Consider the following 18,194-nt stretch of genomic DNA (forward strand, 5'->3'; position numbering starts at 1 on the left):
GTCGAGACCGTGACGCGGGACCGGGTCACGATCGCGATCCGCGCCACGGAGCCGACGCTCCGGGCCGCGATCGTGGATCGGGCCCGACGCCGCGGCTTCTCCCGGTTCCACGACGCGCACGCGGAGCCGCTGCGCCCCGATCCCGGCGAGGAGGTCGTATTGCGCCGGGGGGATCGCCTCTATCTCACCGGCGCGCCGGAGCCCGGACTCCCGGTGGTCACGGTCGGGGACGAGTCCGCGCTCGACGCCGCGACCCGTGGTGCCCCGGACCAGGGCGTCCTCGTGATCGAGTGGACGGGCGACCGGGTCATCCCGCTCGAGAACGCGATCGCCTCGCGCGGCCGCCGCTACGCGCTCTGGGTCTACGCGAGGGGACCGCTCGAGGTGCCCGGGGCGCTCGGTGCGCTCGAACACGGTGCCGACCGGGTGTTCGTGGAGGTCCGCAGTCCCGAGGAGGTCGACCTGCTCGAGTCCATCGTCGAGGGCCCGCTTCCTTCGCACCTCGACTGGGCGCGGGTGCCGGTCCGGGCGAGCCGACCCGTGGGGGTCGGAGACCGGGTCATCGTCGACACGACGTCGCTGCTGCGGCCGGCGGAAGGGCTCCTCGTGGGGAGCGCGGCCGCGTTCCTCTTCCACATCGCGAGCGAGGCCGTCGGCTCGCAGTTCAGCCGGCCCCGACCGTTCCGCGTGAACGCGGGCGCGGCCCACTCCTACGTGCTGATGGCTGACGGCTCGACACGCTACCTCTCCGAGCTCGGCGCGGGCGACGCGGTGCTCGTCGCGGAGCCGACCGGCTCGAACCGATCGGTGCGCGTGGGCCGGATCAAGATCGAACGACGACCTTTCGTCGTCGTGCACGCGGACGACGCGGGCACCGATCGCACGGTCTTTCTCCAGGAGGCCGAGACCGTCCGGCTCTCGACAGAGTCGGGGCGGATCGCGACGACCGACCTGCGGGCCGGCGCGGTCGTGCACGGCGTGAAGTTGCCCCCCGCCCGACATCTCGGCCGGGCGATCGAGGAGACGATCGAGGAGCGATGATGGTGAACGCCCCCCGCCTCGTCGTCAGCCTGCCCGCACGGACCGCCGCGGATGCTCGCGCGGAAGCTCGCGAGGCGGCCGATGCGGGCGCGGACCTCGCCGAGGTCCGGCTCGATCGCTGGGACCCCCTCGAACGAGAGCGCGCCGCTGCCCTCTTCCCGTCCCCCTTGGCGCTGCTGGCGACGCTGCGCTCGCGCGCGGAGGGGGGCGAGGGCCCGGACGATCCGGCCGAGCGGGCCGCGGCGCTGCGAGCTCTCGCGGACCTCCCCTTCGAGGGGCTCGACCTCGAGGCCGCCCGGGACCTCGCCCTGCTGCCCACGCTCCCGACGCACCTCGCGGTGCGCATCGTTTCGTCGCACCTGCGGCCGGGGACGGCCGAGTCCGATGTGGTCGGGACGCTGCGCTCCGCGCTCGGGGGCGAGGCGATCCGCAAGGTCGTGGTTCCGGCCTCCGTCGGCACCTTCCTGCGCGTGCTCCTGCCCCGGATCCCTCCCTCGGGCGACGGCGCGCGGCTGCTGCTCACCACGGGCGCCTCCGGCGCGCTCTGTCGCGCGTGGGCCGCCCGTCTCGAGTACCCGATCGTGTTCACGAGCCTTCCCGAGAGGCCCGGAGGCGCTACCCGGCCGACCGTCGAGCCGAGCCAGATCCCGGTCGACCGACTGCGATGGTTCCTGTCCGGAGGCCGCGAGGCGCCGCTGTTCGGTATCCTCGGGCGACCGGTCGCGCATTCCCAGAGCCCGTACCTGCACGCGCGCTGGATGGAGCGATCCGCGCACCCGGGCCTCTACGTGCCCATCGAGATCGAGAGCGAGTCGGAGTTCGTGGACGCGCTGCCCGCGCTCGCCGCCGGCGGCTTCCGAGGCCTCAACGTCACCCACCCCTGGAAACCGGTCGCTCTCGCCGTCGCGAGCCGGGTCACCCGGGCGGCCGAGACGTGCGCGGTCGCCAATCTCCTCACCTTCCGCGAGGGGGAGATCGAGGCGGACAACACCGATCTCATCGCGATCCTGCGCCGACTCGGTGAGCTTCGCTCCTCGGACGACTGGGACGGCGGCGAGCTCGCGGTCGTCGGCGCCGGCGGCGCCGCCGCGGCCACCCTGGCCGCGGCCCGCGAGCTGGGGGCCCGAGCGGGGGTCATCGCCCGCGACACCGCCCGCGCCGCGCCCGTGGCCGCCCAGTTCGGCGCCGAGCTGCTCGACCCCGCCCGCCCCCGGCCGTTCCCATTGCTCGTGCACGCGACGCCGGTCGGCCGCCCCGACGACGCGGACCTCGGCGTCGCGATCGCGCCCTGGATCGACGAGCGATCGCGGCTGATCGACTGGGTGTACACGCCGGCCCATCCGGTGCTGCGCGAGACGGCCCAACGCCGCGGCGCGGCGTACGAGGACGGCTGGCGGTTGCTCGTCTACCAGGCCGCTGCGAGCTTCGGCATCTGGTGGGGCGAGGAGCCGGACGAGGCCGAGGTCGCGGCGACGATCGAGGAGGGACCGTGCGCGGTGTCGGCGTGAGCACGGGCGCCATCACGATCGTCAACGCGCTCCCGACCGGCATCGGCTCGGCCGCAGGCATCGAGCTCGCGGTCCGCGCAGAACTGGAGTTGCGGCCGTCCGGCTCGAGCGAGCGCTGGGACGTTCGGATCGAGCCCCCGACGCGGACACCCCTGGTGATCGAGTCGCTGTCGGAGTCGCTTCGGTGTTTCGCGCCCGGGAGCTCCGGCCAGGGGGAGCTCTCCCTGGCCTCCGAGGTGCCGGTCGCGCGGGGCCTGAAGAGCTCGAGCGCCGTCAGCTCGGCCGTCGCGCTCGCGGTCGCGCGGGCGACCGACGCGTCGGTCGGGCCGACCGACATCGCCGCGATCTCCGCCCGGGCGTCGATCGCCGCCGGGGTCAGCGCCACGGGCGCGTTCGACGACGCGCTCGCGGGCCTCACGAGCGGCATCGTCGTGACGGACAACGAGCGCCGAACTCGCCTCGCCGCCATCCCGCTCGATCCGGACCTTCGCGTCGCCGTGTACATTCCGGAGCAGACGCACGCCGCGGCGCCCGACCTGCACGCGCGCCTGGCACGGGAGCACGAGGCCGGCCGCCGGGCCGCCGCGGCCTCCCTGCGCGGCGATTGGGTCGAGGCGATGCGGCAGAACTCGGAGCTGGTCGAGCGCGCCCTGGGCTACGATTACGCGGCGGCGCGCGCGCGGCTGCTCGACGCGGGCGCGCTCGCCTGCGGGGTCAGCGGCCTCGGCCCAGCCCTGGCCGCGATCGCACCCAGCGATCGGATCGCATCGGTCGAACGGATGCTTCCGGGCCCGACCTCGGCGCATCGGAGCCTTCGATTCTCCTCGGACGGCCCCTTCCCGCGGGAGGCACGATGAGCCTGGCGACCGTCCGGCCCGGTCGGATCGAGGGTTCGATCCAGGCCCCTCCGTCGAAGAGCTACACGCACCGAGCGCTCGTCGTCGGCCACCTTACCCGGCGGCGGTTCTCGGTCGTGCGGCCGCTCGACGCCGACGATACCCGGGCCACGGCGCGGGCGATCGACGCGCTGGGCTCTCGGGTCTCGCGGGCCCGGGGGGTCTGGCGGATCGTTCCGGATCGAGGCACGGTTCCGCGACGTCGCTCGATCGACTGCGGCGAGTCCGGCACGACCCTACGGTTCATCGCGGCCCTCGCCGCGCGGAGCGGAACGCGGACCGTCCTGCGGGGGCGGGGCCGACTCCCCGAGCGACCCCTGGGCGAGCTCCTCGACGCCCTCGCCGCGCTGGGCGCGGAGGTGCGACGACCTGCCGGGCGTCGGACGCTTCCGCTCACGCTCGTCGGACCGATCCATGGGGGGTCCGTCCGGCTCGACGCCTCCCAGAGCTCGCAGTTCGCCTCCGCGCTCCTGCTCACCCTGCCGACGCTCGGCGAGGACTCCGAGCTCCGACTCACCGGCACGATCGTCTCGGAGCCGTATCTCGAGGCCACGATCGCGATCCTGCGCCGGCACGGGATACGCCTGCGCCGGTGGGGCCGGCACTTCTCGATCCCGGGACGGCAGCGCTACGAGGGCCAGCGCTCCCGGGTCCCGGGCGATGCCTCCTCCGCGGCCTACCTCTGGGCGGGCGCGGCGATCTCGGGGGGTCGCGTGCGAGTTCGCGGCATACCGCCGGACCTGCCGCAGGCGGATCTCGCGGTCCTCGGGCTCCTGCGAGCGCGCGGCGCGAGAGTGGAGGTACGCTCCGATGGCGCGATCGTCGCGTCGGGTGGGCCCTCGCCGTTCCGGGTCGACCTGACCGCCTGCCCCGACCTGTACCCGCTCGCGGCCGTCCTCGCGGCCACGGTCCCCGGCGCGAGCTCGCTTCTCGGCGCGGCCCACGTGATCCACAAGGAGTCCGATCGACGCGCCGAGGCGATCCGCCTCGCTGCCGCGCTCGGAGCGTCGGTCCGGCCGACTCGCAGCGGCCTGCGGATCCGCGGCACCTCCGCGCCCCGTGGATTCCGACTCACCGACCTCGACGACCACCGCGTGGTGATGAGCGCCGCGGTCGGAGCGCTCGCGGCGGGCACGCCGTCGCACATCGCCGACGCCGGGGCGGTGCGCAAGTCGTTCCCCGGTTTCTGGGACGCCCTTCGATCGCTCGGGGCGAGCGTGCGCACATGATGGAGTTCGGCCGGGCGTTCCGGATCTCCATCTTCGGCACCAGCCACGGGCCCGAGGTTGGGGTGACCGTCGACGGGGTGCCGCCCGGGACCGCGATCGATCTGAGCCGTATCCAGGCCGAGCTCGACCGGCGTCGACCGGTCGGCCGCCGGCTCGCCACGAAGCGCCAGGAAGAGGACCGGCTGATCGTCGACGCTGGGATCTCCGACGGGCGCGCGGACGGTGGCACGATCCGAGCGCACGTCGCGAACGAGGACGTCAAGCGCGAGCCGTACGATCGGCTACGGGACACGCCGAGACCGGGGCACGCCGACTATCCCGCGCGGGTACGCTACGGACCGGATGCGGACCTTTCGGGCGGCGGGATCTTCTCCGGCCGCATGACGGTCGGACTCGTGATCGCCGGGGCGATCGCGCGCCAGCTGCTGGGGGCGCGGGGCATCGAGCTCGCGGGATACACCCGTTCGATCGGGCCGGTCGACGCGACGATCCCCTCGGATCTCGACCTCGGCTCCCTGCGCGCGCGGGCAGGAGCGAACGAGATGGCCAGCCCCGACGCGGGGGCGGCCGGCCGGATGGAGGCGGCGATCGCGGCGGCGCGTCGCGACGGCGACAGCCTGGGCGGCGTCGTGGAGGTACGCGTCGACGGGCTGCCGACCGGCCTCGGCGAACCGTTCTTCGATTCGATCGAAGGCGCAATCGCGCACGCGGTCTTCGCGGTGCCCGCGGTCAAGGGGATCGAGTTCGGGGCCGGATTCGCCGCGGCGCGGATGCGCGGCAGCGAGCACAACGATGCGTTCGCCCTCGTCGGCGGGCAGGTCCGCACGGCGACCAATCATGCGGGCGGGATTCTGGGCGGCCTCGCCACGGGCATGCCCGTGGTCTTCCGGGCCGTGGTCAAGCCGACCTCCTCGATCGCCCGCCCGCAGTCCACGGTGGACCTCGCCCGCCGCGAGCCGACGACGATCGTGGTCGCGGGGCGCCACGACCCGTGCATCGTGCCGAGAGCGGTGGTGGTCCTCGAGTCCGTGGCCGCGATCGCGCTCGCCGACCTCGCGCTGCGGGGAGGATACCTGCGATGAGCGAGCGTCGGTACCCGAGCGCCCTCCTGGGCGCGAGCGGCTACATCGGCCAGCACTTCGCCCGGCTGCTCGACGAGCATCCGACGTTCGAGCTCGAAGTACTGGGCGCGGGCGAGCGCTCGGCCGGCCGGACCTTGGAGGACGTCTGGCAGCTGGCGGAACCGGCGCCGCCCGGGCTCTCGGAACAACGGCTCGACCGCGCGACGCCCGGGCGGCTCGCGCGCGCCGGGGTCCGCGTGGTCTTCTCGGCCCTGCCGTCCGGTACGGCGGCCGCGTTCGAGACCGAGCTGGTCCGCCGGGGCGTGCATGTCTTCTCCAACGCAGCCGACCATCGGATGGACCCGCAGGTCCCTTTGCTGGTGCCCGAGGTGAACGCCGACCATCTCGGTCTCGCCGCCCGGCGGCCGAAGGGCCGCGGCCTCCTCGTCACGAACCCGAACTGCTCGGCGGCGGGACTCGTGCTGGGGATCGCCCCCCTCCTCTCGCTCCTCGCGCCCCGATCCGTGCACGTGACCACGTACCAGTCGCTCTCGGGCGCGGGCTATCCCGGAGTCCCGTCGCTCGCGATCACCGACAACGTGGTGCCGCTCATCGCCCACGAGGAGGAGAAGATCGCGCGCGAGTCGGCGCGCATGCTCGGTCGCCGACGCGGCGCCCGGGTCGCGCCACTCCCGATCCCCTTCGTGACGCAGTGCGCGCGGGTGGCGACCCGGGAAGGCCACCTGGAGGCCGTCACGGTCCAGGCCGCCCGCCGGCCGTCGCTGCGCGAGATCCTGCGACGGCTTGGCGAGTACGATCCGCTCGCCGGGCGCGCGCTCGCGACGGCCCCCCACCCACCTCTCGAGGTCCGGCCCGAGGCCGATCGACCGCAGCCCCTACGCGACCGGTGGGCCGGTCGCCCGACCCGAGCTCGTGGCATGGCCGTGACCGTCGGCCGTTTCCGATGGGAACCGCCCTACCTGCGGTTCTTCCTGCTGGTGCACAACGCGGTGCGCGGAGGCGCCGGGGGCTCGATCCTCAACGCGGAGCTCGCGGACGACGGCGGCTGGCTCGCGGTCTCCGGAGGGACCGGCCCGTGACGCGACGCGCACCCGTGGTCCTCAAGTTTGGGGGCGCGTCTCTCGAGCACCCCGCCCAGGTCGGGAACGACGTGCGGCGCGCCCTCTCGGAGGGCGCGCCGCTCGTGGTCGTCGTTTCGGCGCGCGAGGGCGTGACCGACCGGCTCGCCGGCGGCCTCGCGCACCCCCGGGCCCGCGCGGAGCATCGCCGGCTCGTCGAGGAGCTCCGGGCCCGCCATCCCGGTCTGCCGGCCGCCGGGCGCCGCCACCTCGAGCGGCTCGATCGCCTCTTCCGGGAGGTCGAGGAGTCGTCCCAGCGCGACGCCCCCCTCGCCGATCGCATCCTGAGCCAGGGCGAGCGGCTCGCCGTGCACTGGCTCGCCCGCGAGCTGGCGGCCGACGGCCTGCACGCCGTGCCGATCGAGGCCGACCATCTCGGTCTGATCACCGACAACGCCTACGGAGCCTCCTGCATCCTGTTCGACCGCTCCGGCCCGGCCGTCCGGCGCGGTCTCGGCCGCCGGCTGTCGGCCGGGGAGATCCCCGTCGTGACCGGCTACTTCGGCCGGAGCCTCGAGGGTCGCGTCGCGACGCTCGGTCGGGGGGGCTCGGATTACGCCGCCGCGGGGATCGGCGCGCTCATCGGGGCCTCGCGCGTCGAGCTCGTGAAGCGGCACGTCGCTGTGCTATCGGCGGATCCGCGCGAGGTACCGCAGGCGCGTCCCATCCCCGAGCTCTCGTACGAGGAGGCCGAGGAGCTCGCCCAGTTCGGCGCCCGAGTGCTGCATCCCCTCACGATCGAACCCGCCCGGGCGGCGGGCCTGACCCTGCGCGTCCGTTCTCTGGAGGATCCGTCGGTCGTCACGACCATCGCCCCGCCCCGGGCGGATCGGCACAATCGGGCTCTGACGATCCTGCGGCCCCTTCGCCTGTTGCGGCTGCGCGTGCCCGGTGGTCGACAACGGCCCGGGATCGTCGCCGAGGTTTCGCGACGCCTTTCCGAGGCCGGCGTCAACCTCGTCCAGCTCTACACGTCGTCGGCGCTCCTCTGCCTCGTCCTCGGTCCCCGCGAGGTCGTTCCGGCGATCCGCGCCCTCGCGCCGATCACGCGCGAGGCCGCGGCGATGCTGGACGGACCCTACCGCGTGGCCCTGGTGACCGCCATCGGCGACGGCGTGCTCGACGACCTCCATCGGCTGCCCGCGAGCGCGCTGCTCGGCGCGCAGGGGTTCAGCGCCACGCCCCGCGCCCTGTCGCTGGCGGTCCCACTCGGGCAGGGCGCCCGGATCCTGCGCGAGCTCCATCGGGCGCTCGTCGAGGAGGCGGCCGTGTGACCGATCCCTGGCGGACCTTCTCGACCGCGGCCGCCGACCGCGACGAGGCCGGCTACTTCGAGATCGGGCCCGCGCGTCGCGCGGGGACCGGCCGCGCGGTCTGGTTCACCCGGGCGCGCGAGGTGCTCCGCGTCTCGCCCGTTAGCTCGCCTCGAGCACTCGCGGCCCGGGTGGAGCGGCATCTCTCGAGCGCGCCGGGCCGGGCCGCGATGGGCTTCCTGGGCTTTGACGCGGTCGGATTGTTCGAGCCCTGCCTGCGTTCGTTCCCGAACGGCGATCCGTTCCCCCTCGGCGCAGTGGCGCTCGTGGACCGCCCGAGCCGGGGACTCGTGCCGCCGCGGCCGAGACTGCGCCCGGTCGCGACGGGGCCCCCGGCCCGGCCGATCTCCGACTCGTTGCCGCTCCCCCGCTTCGGCCGAAGCGTCCGGCGACTCATCGAGGAGATCCGCGACGGAGAAGCGTACCAGGTGGTCCTGGCGCATCGTCGGGCCTGGCGACGGCCGGCGGACCTGCTGACGAGGGCCGGCGCGCTCCGGGCCGCTGAGCGGTACGCCTTCTTCTTCTACCTGCGGCTCGGCGACCTCGAGCTGGCCGGCGCCTCGCCGGAATCGGTGGTCGAGGTGGAGGGCCGCCGAGCCTACATCAACCCGATCGCGGGCACGATCCCACGCGGGGTTCGGGCGGGACGACGTCTGCCGCTCGCGATCGACCCGAAGGAGCTCGCCGAGCATCGCATGCTCGTCGACCTCGCACGGAACGACCTCGGGGCCGTGGCGTCGGCCGGCACGGTGCGGCTCGTCTCCCGGGAGCGGATCGAGCGGTTCGCCCGGCTCGAGCACATCGTCACCCGGGTCCGCGCCGACCTGCCCCGGGGCGTCGGTCCGTGGGAGGTGCTCGGCTCGACCTTCCCCGCGGGTACCGTCTCGGGCGCGCCCAAGATCCGCGCGACCGAGCTGCTGCGTCGCGAGGAGGCGAGCTGGCGAGGGCCGTACGCCGGCACCGTCGGCCTGCTCGAGCCGGGTGGTCGGGCGACGTGGGCGCTCGCGATCCGGACCGGATTTGCGGTGCGCGATCGGCTCTACACCGCCGCCGGGGCCGGGATCGTACAGCATTCCGAGCCGCTCCGCGAGTTCCACGAAACGCTCACGAAGCTCGCGCTCGTCGAATCCGCGCTCGTGGGAGGGCCGTCGTGAGGATCCTGCTGATCGATCACGAGGACTCCTTCGTCCACAACGTGGAACAGGCGTTGCGCCGGGAGGGCGCGGACGTCCGGTGCCTGCGGGCGACGGCACCGCTGCGCGCGGCCGTTCGCTTCGACCCCGACGCCGTGGTCCTCTCGCCGGGGCCCGGCCACCCCCGTGACCGGCGGATGACAGGGCTCGCGCGCGAACTCTTGCGACGCTGGGACGAGGAGCGACCGTTCCTGGGAGTCTGCCTCGGTCACCAGCTCATCGCGGACTTCTACGGCGGCCGGGTCGTTCGGGCCGACGCGCCGGTCCACGGAGAGACCCGACGCATCCACCACGACGGGCGCGGCCTCTTCGACGGGGTCCCCAACCCCACGGAGGTCGCCCGCTACCACTCGCTCGTGGTCGATCCCCGCGCCGTGCCCGCGGCCCTCGAGGTGTCGGCCCGCTGCGACGGCACCGTGGTGATGGCCGCCCGGCACCGGCTGCGGCCGGTCGAGTCCGTGCAGTTCCACCCCGAGTCCTACCTTACCCCGTCCGGGCGGCGCATGTTCCGGAACTTCCTGCACCGGGTGCGCCGATGATCGCGGACCGGCTGCGCCGACTGCTCGATCCGCGGCCGCTGAGCTCCGCGGAGGCTCGCGCGCTCTTCGATCGACTGGTCGACGATCGGACGAGCGATGCCGAGCGTGGCGAGATCCTGGTCGCCCTCGCGGCGCGACCGTCCCGCACCGAGGAGCTCGTGGCGTTCGCCCGGGCGATGCGACGACGTGCGAGGCCCTTCCCCGTGCCCGCCCGGGACCGCGCGATCGACCTCTGCGGGTCCGGCGGGGCCCGTCGGCCATCGTACAACGTCTCCACGGTGAGCGCCTTCGTGGTCCGCGCGGCGGGCCTCCCGGTCGCGAAGCACGGCAACCGGAGCCGGGGACTGTGCGGCTCGAGCGACCTGCTCGCCGCCCTCGGGCTGCCGGTCACGTCGACGCCCGAGTTCGCGAGCGCGAGCTACCGACGTTACGGCATCGCCTTCCTGCACGCCCCGCTGTTCCATCCCGCGACCGCTGCCGTCGCCACGGCCCGCCGACAGCTCGGCATCCCGACGATCTTCAACCGGCTCGGTCCCCTCTCCAACCCGGCCGAGCTCCGATGCCAGGTCTCCGGAACGGTCGACGTGCCGGCTGCGATCGGCACGGCGGCCGCCCTGCGAGCGCTCGGGGTCCGGCGTGGCATCACGATGACCTCGGACGACGGCTGCGATGAGTTCTCGCCCCGCGCGCCGACCTCGATGGTGCACTGGGACGGCACCCGCGTGCGCCGCCTCCGGCTGGATCCCCAGCGATTCCTCCCGCCCGAGGATCGTCGTGGGAGCTGGGGCGCGCTGCCGCCCCCCGCCGCAGCGGAGCAGGCCGAACGGCTGCTGGCCGGGTCCGGTGGAGCCCGCCGCGGGGCCGTCCTCCTCACCAGCGGCGCCGCGTTGTGGGTCGCCGGTCGATCGCGCGACCTGGGAAGCGGCGTCGTGGCCGCGGAGCGGGCGCTCGACGGCGGCGGGGCCGAGCGAATCCTGGAGCAGCTGCGCGAGCTCGCCGGCCGATTCCCGAAACCCGAGGAGGCGTGAGCGTGGGCTTCCTCAGCGAGATCGTGGCGGAGATCCGCCGGGACATCCTGCGCCCGGACTATGTGCCCGACGCTCCGATCTCCGACGGGGCTCCGCGGCCCAGCCTCCGGGGCGCGATCGAGGGCGCGGGGCCCGAGGGCGCGCTCCTGGTCGAGTACAAGCGGGTCTCCCCGGGGGCGACGGTCCCGCGTCTCCCGTCGCGCACCGTCGAGGCGTTCCTCGCGGCGACCCAGGGCGCGAACGTGACGGCCTACTCGTGCGTCGCGACGGGCCCCCGGTTCGAGGGTTCGCCGCGGGACGTCGCGACCGTCGCTCGTGCCACTCCCCGGCCGGTGCTCTTCAAGGATTTCGTCGTCGATCCCGTCCAGCTCGACGCGGCCCAGCTCGCCGGCGCGAGCGCGGTCCTGCTCATCGCTCGACTCGAATCGGAAGGGCTGCTGGAGCGCCCCCTCGCCGAGCTCGCGAAGATGGCCCACACGCGCGGGCTCGAGGTGCTGCTGGAACTTCACGCGCGCGGCGAGGTGAAGGGCGCGGGCGACATCGGTGCCGACGCCTACGGGGTGAACGTCCGTGATCTCGACACGCTCCAGATGACCCCGGAGGTGACCGCCAAGACCCTGCGCGCCGCCGCCGAGCTGCGACCCTTGCTCGGCCTAAGCGGCGTGGCGTCCCCCGACGACGCGCGTCGCCTCTGGTCCCAGGGGGTCGACGGGATCCTGGTCGGGAGCGCCGTGGCCCGGGCGAGCGATCCGGCGGCGTTCCTGCGCTCGTTGCGGCGGCCTCGCCGAGGTGCCCGATGAAGACCTTCGTCAAGTTCTGCGGGCTGAAGGACGCCGCCGCGGTGCACGAAGTGCCGGCGGGAGGGGCCGCCGGGTTCGTCGTCGAGGTGCCCGCCTCCCCGCGGAACCTCTCGCTCGACGCCACGGCGCGACTCATCGACGAGGTCCCCACGGAGGCGGAGGCCTGGGCGGTGGTGGTGCAGCCGGACGCGGCGCTCATCCACCGTCTCTTCGACGAGGTCGGCGTCGATCGCATCCAGGTCTACGGCCCGGTCCCGGAGGGGTTGGAGTTCCTGGAGGTGCATCACCTCGTCCCGTCGATGCCGATCCCGCCCCCCGGGAGCGGTGCGCCGGCTCCCGCGGTCCCGGCGGCCGAGGACTATCCCCGGGTCCACCTGGACGCGGCGGGGCAGCCGCTCCCCGGCGGTAGCGGCACGCGGCCCGACTGGGAGATGTGCGCGACGATCGTCGACGCCCACCCGGGCCGCAAGTTCGTCCTCGCCGGCGGTCTCACCGCCGAGAACGTCGCCGAGGCGCTGGAGGTCGTGCGGCCGTGGGGCGTCGACGTCTCCTCGGGGATCGAGAGCGCACCGGGAGAGAAGGACCCCGCCCGCATGCGAGGGTTCATCGCCGCGGTCGCGGCCTACGAGGCGAGCCATGCCTAGACGGTTCGGCCCCTTCGGTGGCGCCTACGTCCCCGAGACGCTCGTCCCCGCGCTCGTCCAGCTCGAGGCGACGTGGCGCTCGGCCCGACGCGATCCCGAGTTCCGGCGGCGGCATCGCCGCCTCCAATCCACCCTCGCCGGCCGGCCGACGCCGCTCTACTTCGCGGAGAACCTTACCCGGCGGGCCGGCGGCGCCGAGATCTGGCTGAAGCGCGAGGACCTCGTGCACGGCGGCGCGCACAAGTTCAACAACGCCCTCGGCCAGGGTCTCCTCGCGGTGCGCATGGGCAAGCCGCGGCTGATCGCCGAGACCGGCGCTGGCCAGCACGGCGTCGCGACCGCGATGATCGGCGCGGCCCTCGGTCTCGAGACCGAGGTCTACATGGGGACGCTCGACATGGCCCGACAGCGTCCGAACGTCGAGCGGATGCGCCTGCTCGGCGCGAAGGTCGTGCCGGTCCGGGACGGGAGCCGAACCCTCAAGGACGCGATCAACGCCGCGCTCCGGGACTGGATCGAGAACGTCCGGACGACCCACTACCTGCTCGGCTCGGCGGTGGGGCCCCACCCGTTCCCCTCGATCGTCGCGGACTTCCAGAGCGTGATCGGCCGCGAGATCCGGCAGCAGTCCCGTCGCGCGTTCGGCCGGTTGCCGGACCTCGCGGTCGCGTGCGTCGGCGGGGGATCGAACGCGATCGGGACGTTCCACCCGCTCCGCGCGACGTCGGTCGACCTCCTCGGAGTGGAGGCCGGCGGCCCGAAGGGCCATCGCACCGGGGCGGCCTCCCTCGCGCGCGGCCGGCCCGGCGTGCTGCACGGCAGCTTCTCCTACGTCCTCCAGGACCGGGACGGCCAGGTGGCCGAGACCGCGAGCATCAGCGCCGGCCTCGACTACCCCGGCGTCGGCCCCGAGCATGCGCAGCTCAAGGAGTCCGGCCGCGCCCGCTACCTCGCCGTCCACGACGAGGAAGCCCTGAGGGCGTTCCACTGGCTCGCCCGGGACGAGGGGATCCTGCCGGCGCTCGAGCCGGCGCACGCGATCTTCGCCGCGGTGCGCGAGGCCCGCCGGCGACCGCGCCGCCACAAGATCGTGGTCACGCTCTCCGGTCGGGGCGACAAGGACCTCGAGGTGGTCCTCGGTGCGGCTCGCTAGCGCCCTCGCCCGGGCGCGAGCCCGGGGAGCCCCGATCCTCGTCCCGTACCTCCTCGTCGACCGGGCCCGCGGCGCTCGAGTCGCCCGCATCGTCCGGGACCTGGCGGCCGCGGGAGCGACCGGCCTCGAGCTCGGCTTCCCGTTCTCCGAACCGATCGCGGACGGACCGGTGCTGGCCGCCGCTCACGCGCGATCCCTCCGGAACGGGACGACCTGGACCGACCTCCTGGCGGCGGCGCGCGTCGCGAGCCGCGCGCTCCCCACGGCGGTGATGACCTATGCGAACCCGCTGTGGCACCGGGGGCTGGATGCGGCGATGGGCAGCCTCGCCCGCGCCGGCGTCAGCGGCCTCATCGTTCCGGACCTCTCCCTCGAGGAGTCGGGCCCCTACCGTTCCGCCGCGCGTCGGCAGGGGCTCGCCCTGGTCCTGCTCGCCGCGCCCGGCGTGACCCGCGAGCGGATCGCCCGGATCGCGCGCCGGTCCCGCGGCTTCCTCTACGTCGTCGGGCACTACGGGACGACGGGCGGCGCGGCGCCGGGGGCGAGCGTCGACCTCGGGCCGGCGATCGCCGCCGCGCACCGGGCGGCGCCTCACCTGCCGGTGCTCCTCGGCTTCGGGATCCGCGATCGGGCGAGCGCCCGGCGGGCGATGGCGACGGGCGCCGACGGGGTCGTGGTGGGCACGGCGATCGAGGAACGGCTCCGCGGACGTCCCGTGTCCGGGGCGCTCACCGAGTTCCTGCTAGGTCTCGGGCTGGGCGCACCGGCGGCGTAGCGACCGCCGACGGCGAGTCCGTCCCCGTTGAGGGGGTCGCCGGTCGCGCGCCCTACGGCCGCACGCGATCGAGCGCGAGGAAGCGGATCCGGCCGTCGTCGCCCACGCCCGCGATCACGAACTCCTTGCGCACGCCCTGGGCGACGCGCACGCCCCCGGCGATCTCGGGCCAGGCGGCCCGGTGCGTCGCGGGCACCGCCTGGACGAGGTAGCGGGCGTGGGCGTGCTCGGGGTTGCGCGGGTAGGCCCGAAAGTGCGCGCCGTACTTGAATCCGGTCTTGACCACCAGCTTGCGTCCCCGCAGGTCCCGGTAGGCCGCCCGTCGCTCCACGAAGCGAGGATCGAGCCGCCGCGCCCGTCGCTCGAGGCGCTCGCGGCTCACGGCGCGGCCGGTCTTCGCGTCCCGGAGCGCGAGCTGCCCCGTGTCGACCAGGTAGGCGGCCTCGATCAGCGAGAGCTCGAGGCGCGAGCCGACGCGACTCCCGTAGGCGAGGGCGCGCCCGAGCCCCTCCACGGCCGTCGGCTCGTGGACGGTCACCCGGTCGTCGCTCAGCCATCCGACGGTCGCCCGGGCGAGCGGCACGGGCACGAGGGCGCCGGACGGCGCGGAGCGGCGCACCCGATAGTACGTCAGGTCCGACTCCTCGTCGACGAGCGCGAGCAGCAGGAGCTTCTTCGCGCTCTGGGCCCGGTCGGCGAGCTCGAACAGCGCGGCCAGGTCGAACGGGACCCGTTCGCTCAGCGCTTCGACCCAGTAGCGGGACGGCGTCTTGTGGAGGACCCCTCCCCGTGGGAGGACCGCGAAGTCGACCGGCGGCGGGGTCGCCCGCACGACGTAGCCGCGCTGGCGCAGGTCCCGGTAGACGAGGTAGCGCACCGGGAACCCGCGGTCCGCTCGGACCGCGCGTCGGAAGACGCTCGGCCACTCCACCCGGCGGCCCCCGCGTCCCGCGATCTCCGCCCGTCCCATCTCGGCGAGATAGACCGCCTCGTACCGGTCGAGGCGGATCCCCCCCTCGTCCGCGACGGTCCCGAAGTAGCCCTTGGCGTAGATCGCGCTCGACTCCGCCGGGTCGGTGAACCGGGCCGTCCCGTCGCGCGCGAGCTCGCCCGTCACGTGGCGGCGCTCCGCAGCTCGCTCAGCGTGACGAGGGCCTCCAGCCGCACCCCCGCCGCGGCGAGGCGCTCGGTCGCGCCGGCTTCGCGGTCAACGACCGTGACCGTCCGGTCGACGAGGGCGCCGGCGGCGCGGATGATCTCGATCGATCGCATCGTCGTGCCCCCGGTCGTGGTCGCGTCCTCGAGGAGCAACACGCGCTCGCCGGCCGGCAGCTCGCCCTCGAACGCTTGCCGCGTCCCGTGCTCCTTCGGCGCCTTGCGCAGGACGACGTACGGCCGGCCGGTCTCGAGCGCGACGGCGACCACGAGCGGCACGGCCCCCAGCTCCATCCCGGCGAGCCGGGGCTCGGAGCCGGCGCGGGCGACGAGCGCGCCCGCGAGCCGGGCCAAGCGGGCCGGGTCCGTCCACGCGCGCTTCACGTCGATGTAGACGTCGCTCCTCTCGCCCGAGGTGAGCGTGAACTCCCCGAAGCGGACGGCGCCCGAGTCGATCAGCAGGCGTACGAGCTCGCCCCGACTCGGGGGCGCAGCGGTGGTCGCGGTCACCACGGCACCTTCTTCAGGCCGACCCAGTAGCCGACGTAGTTGAACGCGGCGTGCAGCCCGAGCGTGTAGACGAGGAGCCATAAGACCGCTTCCCAGCTCGCGAACACGCTGACGAACAGCGCCGGATAGAAGGCGAGCCCGAGTGCGATCGGCACGAGCACGAACGGGAGCTGATCGAGCAGGAGGGTGCGGCGCCCGCTCTCGCGACCCAGCCGGCGCTTGACGAAGGAGCCGAGCGCGTCGCCCGTCATCGCCCCGAAGGTGAGGAGCGCGACGACCGGCACGGCCGCGAGCACGCTCGGCCCGAGCTGGGGCACGATCGCCAGGCTCGGCGGCGCGAGCAGGATGAGCCAGGCCTCCAGCAGGCCGACCGGCATCGCCGCGAGCGAACCGACGAGGAACCCGGACCAGGTCTTGGACGGACCGAGGACCCGTCGGCCGTCGCGCCGTACGACGCGGCCGAAGTCCATCGGCGGCCCCCAGCCGCGGGGGAGCGTGGCCAGCGCGTTGGCGACGTACGCGGGCAACAGGACCCAGAGGACCGCGAGCGCGGACGACTCGAGCGCGTTCAGCACGGCGAGCTCCGGCTACGGCTCGCGGACAAACCGCTCGATCGCGCGAGCGACCCCGGCGATCTTGGCCGGATCCGCGCTCTCCTCCGCCTCGTGGATGTGGGACTCCGGCTCCATGCAACCGAAGACGAGGGCCGGCAGCGGCCGGCCGCGGGGCGTGAGCAGCCCGCGCAGTGCACTGGCATCCGTGCCGCCGTACTCGCCGCGAACCCCGTGGACGCCAAAGATCTCCGCCAGGATCGCCTCGAGCTTGATCGCGTTCGGGTCGTCGGGCGCCAACGCGTATCCGGCACGGCTCCGGGAGGCCGGAGCGTCGATGCGCGCGGTCGGCGCGTGAACCTTCGCCCAGGACCGGACGAACTCGAGGGCGGCGGGCAGCCCGCTCTCGAGCTCCATCTCGGGGGGGAGTCGCAGGTCCACGACGAACGTCGCCCGACCGGTCGCCCGGCCGTCCAGCCAGGCCCGGTCGATCGCGGCGCGCAGCAGCGTCAGCACGATCGGCACCGGGTTGTGCGCCCGATGCGGGTAGCCGCCGTGGCCGGACTCGCCGACCAGCTGCAGTGCGTGGGCGCCCGGCGGGATCGCGAGCGCGGTCGCGCCGGCGGGCTCGAGGCGGTACGGCGGCGGCACGAGCGGCCCGAGGCGGTCGCGCAGGATCGCGATCTCCTCTTCGGGCCCGGAGAGCGCGAGCGTGACCGCGCGGGCGATCTGGTTCGCCGCGTCGTTCTCGGCGTGGGCGGCAAGGAGGCGGATGTGGCCGGGATCCGGCGCCACGCCGGTCAGATCGAAACGGGTCACGGTCGCCCGGCCGGTGAGGACCGGCTCGGGCGCGTGACGGTCGGGCCAGTCGGGCGAGGCGTAGACCGACTTCCAGGTCCGCGCGAGCTCGTGCAGCCCCACGAGCGTGGCGCCGAACGCGACCGCGTCCCGAAGCGGTACCGCGTCGGAGAAGCTGCCGTCGAGCACGGCGATCCCGCTCGAGCCCGCGATGGTTTCCGGGCTCCCGTCCGGGATCAGCGCGACGTCCCCCGAGACGATGCGTTCCGGGTCGTCCGCTGCGAGGAGGTGGTCGTGCTCGCGCAGGGCGTCGATGCCGCCCGTGCCTCCTGTCTCCTCGTCGCAGCAGGCGAGCAGGCGCACGTTCCGGGGCGACGGCGCGCCGCCCTCTGCGAGTCGCTTCATTGCCAGCAGCGACGCGACCACGCCGCTCCCGAGGTCGTCGGCCGCCCCGCGCCCGTAGAGGCGCCCGTCGGCACGGTAGGTCAGCGTGTGCGGCGGGCTCTTCCAGCGCGCCAGCTGTTCGGCTGGCACCGGCACCACGTCGAAGTGCGCCAGCACCAGCACGCGCTCCTGCGCGCCGACGTCGAGGTCGACGATCACGTTCGGCCGCGGGATCCCGTGGAGGTCGGTCCGGCCGTCGCCGGCGGTCAGCGCGTCGAACACGCGCGTCGCGAGGCCCAGCGAGCGGGCCGCCCGAACGATCACGTCGGCCGTCCGTAGGTAGTTCGGCTTCTCCCAGCGCTGGCGCGGCGCGTCCTCCACGTTGGTCGGGGCGCTCGCCACGAGCTGCGCGAGCAGCCGCAGCGAGGCGTCGTCGCCGAGCGCGCGCGCGGCCCCGACGAGCTCCGGCTCCGCCGA

Annotated in this window: 18 protein-coding genes; 14 read left to right on the plus strand and 4 right to left on the minus strand. The window is 74.4% G+C overall.

Features of this window, described 5'->3' with window-relative positions; translation table 11 throughout:
* Positions 1–9 precede the first annotated feature (9 nt).
* The 14 genes from VEL82_05125 to trpA are packed head-to-tail and all read left to right on the plus strand — an operon-like array spanning position 10 to position 14,319.
* Positions 10–1,041, plus strand: a complete 1,032-nt coding sequence (locus VEL82_05125; GenBank protein ID HXW67236.1) for a 3-dehydroquinate synthase II — start codon at positions 10–12, stop codon at positions 1,039–1,041.
* Entirely contained in the window at positions 1,038–2,549 is a 1,512-nt protein-coding gene (locus VEL82_05130; GenBank protein ID HXW67237.1) for a type I 3-dehydroquinate dehydratase, read from the plus strand. Before VEL82_05125 ends, VEL82_05130 begins: the two co-directional genes overlap by 4 nt.
* On the plus strand, positions 2,531–3,406 hold the full coding sequence (locus VEL82_05135) for a shikimate kinase (protein ID HXW67238.1): 876 nt from the start codon (positions 2,531–2,533) through the stop codon (positions 3,404–3,406). The genes VEL82_05130 and VEL82_05135 overlap by 19 nt, the downstream gene beginning before the upstream one ends.
* Positions 3,403–4,674: a 3-phosphoshikimate 1-carboxyvinyltransferase gene (gene aroA / locus VEL82_05140; protein ID HXW67239.1), complete on the plus strand. Its 1,272-nt coding sequence runs from the start codon at positions 3,403–3,405 to the stop codon at positions 4,672–4,674. The genes VEL82_05135 and aroA overlap by 4 nt, the downstream gene beginning before the upstream one ends.
* Positions 4,671–5,756 carry a chorismate synthase gene (gene aroC, locus VEL82_05145; GenBank protein ID HXW67240.1) on the plus strand — a complete coding sequence of 362 codons (1,086 nt, stop codon included), beginning with the start codon at positions 4,671–4,673 and terminating at the stop codon, positions 5,754–5,756. Before aroA ends, aroC begins: the two co-directional genes overlap by 4 nt.
* A complete protein-coding gene (asd, locus tag VEL82_05150; GenBank protein ID HXW67241.1) occupies positions 5,753–6,835 on the plus strand; it encodes an aspartate-semialdehyde dehydrogenase in 1,083 nt (360 codons plus the stop codon). Before aroC ends, asd begins: the two co-directional genes overlap by 4 nt.
* A gap of 14 nt (positions 6,836–6,849) precedes the next feature.
* Positions 6,850–8,148 (plus strand): aspartate kinase, encoded by a 1,299-nt coding sequence (locus VEL82_05155; protein HXW67242.1) that lies wholly within the window; start codon positions 6,850–6,852, stop codon positions 8,146–8,148.
* On the plus strand, positions 8,145–9,341 hold the full coding sequence (locus VEL82_05160) for an anthranilate synthase component I family protein (GenBank protein HXW67243.1): 1,197 nt from the start codon (positions 8,145–8,147) through the stop codon (positions 9,339–9,341). Before VEL82_05155 ends, VEL82_05160 begins: the two co-directional genes overlap by 4 nt.
* Positions 9,338–9,919 (plus strand): aminodeoxychorismate/anthranilate synthase component II, encoded by a 582-nt coding sequence (locus tag VEL82_05165; protein HXW67244.1) that lies wholly within the window; start codon positions 9,338–9,340, stop codon positions 9,917–9,919. The genes VEL82_05160 and VEL82_05165 overlap by 4 nt, the downstream gene beginning before the upstream one ends.
* A complete protein-coding gene (trpD, locus tag VEL82_05170) occupies positions 9,916–10,947 on the plus strand; it encodes an anthranilate phosphoribosyltransferase (protein HXW67245.1) in 1,032 nt (343 codons plus the stop codon). Before VEL82_05165 ends, trpD begins: the two co-directional genes overlap by 4 nt.
* Complete coding sequence (locus VEL82_05175; protein HXW67246.1) at positions 10,944–11,747, plus strand: hypothetical protein; 804 nt, start codon at positions 10,944–10,946, stop codon at positions 11,745–11,747. The genes trpD and VEL82_05175 overlap by 4 nt, the downstream gene beginning before the upstream one ends.
* Positions 11,744–12,391 (plus strand): phosphoribosylanthranilate isomerase, encoded by a 648-nt coding sequence (locus VEL82_05180; GenBank protein ID HXW67247.1) that lies wholly within the window; start codon positions 11,744–11,746, stop codon positions 12,389–12,391. Before VEL82_05175 ends, VEL82_05180 begins: the two co-directional genes overlap by 4 nt.
* On the plus strand, positions 12,384–13,544 hold the full coding sequence (gene trpB / locus VEL82_05185) for a tryptophan synthase subunit beta (GenBank protein HXW67248.1): 1,161 nt from the start codon (positions 12,384–12,386) through the stop codon (positions 13,542–13,544). The genes VEL82_05180 and trpB overlap by 8 nt, the downstream gene beginning before the upstream one ends.
* Complete coding sequence (trpA, locus tag VEL82_05190; GenBank protein ID HXW67249.1) at positions 13,531–14,319, plus strand: tryptophan synthase subunit alpha; 789 nt, start codon at positions 13,531–13,533, stop codon at positions 14,317–14,319. The genes trpB and trpA overlap by 14 nt, the downstream gene beginning before the upstream one ends.
* Positions 14,320–14,371: 52 nt before the next feature.
* On the opposite strand, the gene endA is transcribed toward trpA, so the two are convergent.
* From endA to VEL82_05210, 4 genes are read right to left on the minus strand one after another with little or no spacing between them, the layout of a single operon-like run.
* A complete protein-coding gene (gene endA / locus VEL82_05195; GenBank protein HXW67250.1) occupies positions 14,372–15,436 on the minus strand; it encodes a tRNA-intron lyase in 1,065 nt (354 codons plus the stop codon).
* Positions 15,433–15,987: an orotate phosphoribosyltransferase gene (gene pyrE, locus VEL82_05200; GenBank protein HXW67251.1), complete on the minus strand. Its 555-nt coding sequence runs from the start codon at positions 15,985–15,987 to the stop codon at positions 15,433–15,435. Before pyrE ends, endA begins: the two co-directional genes overlap by 4 nt.
* The gene (locus VEL82_05205; protein ID HXW67252.1) at positions 15,981–16,559 is read right to left on the minus strand and encodes a CDP-2,3-bis-(O-geranylgeranyl)-sn-glycerol synthase; all 579 of its coding nucleotides are present in this window, start codon (positions 16,557–16,559) and stop codon (positions 15,981–15,983) included. Before VEL82_05205 ends, pyrE begins: the two co-directional genes overlap by 7 nt.
* Positions 16,560–16,571: 12 nt before the next feature.
* The gene (locus VEL82_05210) at positions 16,572–18,119 is read right to left on the minus strand and encodes a M20/M25/M40 family metallo-hydrolase (protein ID HXW67253.1); all 1,548 of its coding nucleotides are present in this window, start codon (positions 18,117–18,119) and stop codon (positions 16,572–16,574) included.
* Positions 18,120–18,194: the final 75 nt, after the last annotated feature.

The sequence above is a fragment of the Thermoplasmata archaeon genome (assembly GCA_035622275.1).
Lineage (GTDB): Archaea > Thermoplasmatota > Thermoplasmata > Lutacidiplasmatales > UBA184 > Lutacidiplasma.

What these genes read in the sequence shown, in the direction of transcription:
- VEL82_05130 (HXW67237.1), top strand. Translation starts at nt 1,038, where the DNA reads ATGATGGTGAACGCCCCCCGCCTCGTCGTCAGCCTGCCCGCACGGACC.
- aroA (HXW67239.1), top strand. Translation starts at nt 3,403, where the DNA reads ATGAGCCTGGCGACCGTCCGGCCCGGTCGGATCGAGGGTTCGATCCAG.
- aroC (HXW67240.1), top strand. Translation starts at nt 4,671, where the DNA reads ATGATGGAGTTCGGCCGGGCGTTCCGGATCTCCATCTTCGGCACCAGC.
- asd (HXW67241.1), top strand. Translation starts at nt 5,753, where the DNA reads ATGAGCGAGCGTCGGTACCCGAGCGCCCTCCTGGGCGCGAGCGGCTAC.
- trpD (HXW67245.1), top strand. Translation starts at nt 9,916, where the DNA reads ATGATCGCGGACCGGCTGCGCCGACTGCTCGATCCGCGGCCGCTGAGC.
- VEL82_05180 (HXW67247.1), top strand. Translation starts at nt 11,744, where the DNA reads ATGAAGACCTTCGTCAAGTTCTGCGGGCTGAAGGACGCCGCCGCGGTG.
- trpB (HXW67248.1), top strand. Translation starts at nt 12,384, where the DNA reads ATGCCTAGACGGTTCGGCCCCTTCGGTGGCGCCTACGTCCCCGAGACG.